Origin of the sequence: Mesorhizobium sp. M1A.T.Ca.IN.004.03.1.1 (assembly GCF_003997555.1) — a bacterium.
In the GTDB taxonomy this organism is placed as follows: domain Bacteria; phylum Pseudomonadota; class Alphaproteobacteria; order Rhizobiales; family Rhizobiaceae; genus Mesorhizobium.
This window is the reverse complement of sequence record NZ_RZTV01000799.1, coordinates 1-249: the sequence shown is the minus strand read 5'-3', so window position 1 is coordinate 249 and position 249 is coordinate 1. Positions and strand designations below refer to the sequence as shown.

The 249-nt window shown below is 54.2% G+C and carries 1 protein-coding gene; it reads left to right on the top strand.

The window, feature by feature from the left end:
- Nucleotides 1–249 (top strand): FAD-dependent oxidoreductase (locus EOD29_RS33860; protein WP_206520604.1); only part of this gene is annotated, 249 nt, incomplete at both ends.

The following is a 249-nucleotide window of genomic DNA, read 5'->3' as shown; positions in this document are numbered from 1 at the left end:
GTGAAATTCGGAGAACGCGACGGGCATCAGGTCTTTCTTGAGCCTGAGGGACTGGATGACGACACGGTTTATCCGAACGGCATTTCGACGTCGCTGCCGGCCGAAGTTCAAGCTGCTTTCATCAAGACCATTCCGGGCCTCGAATCTGCCAAGATACTGCAGCCGGGTTATGCCATCGAATATGACCATGTCGATCCAAGAGAGCTTACCCCATCGCTTGAGGTCAAGCGACTGAGAGGTCTGTTCCTC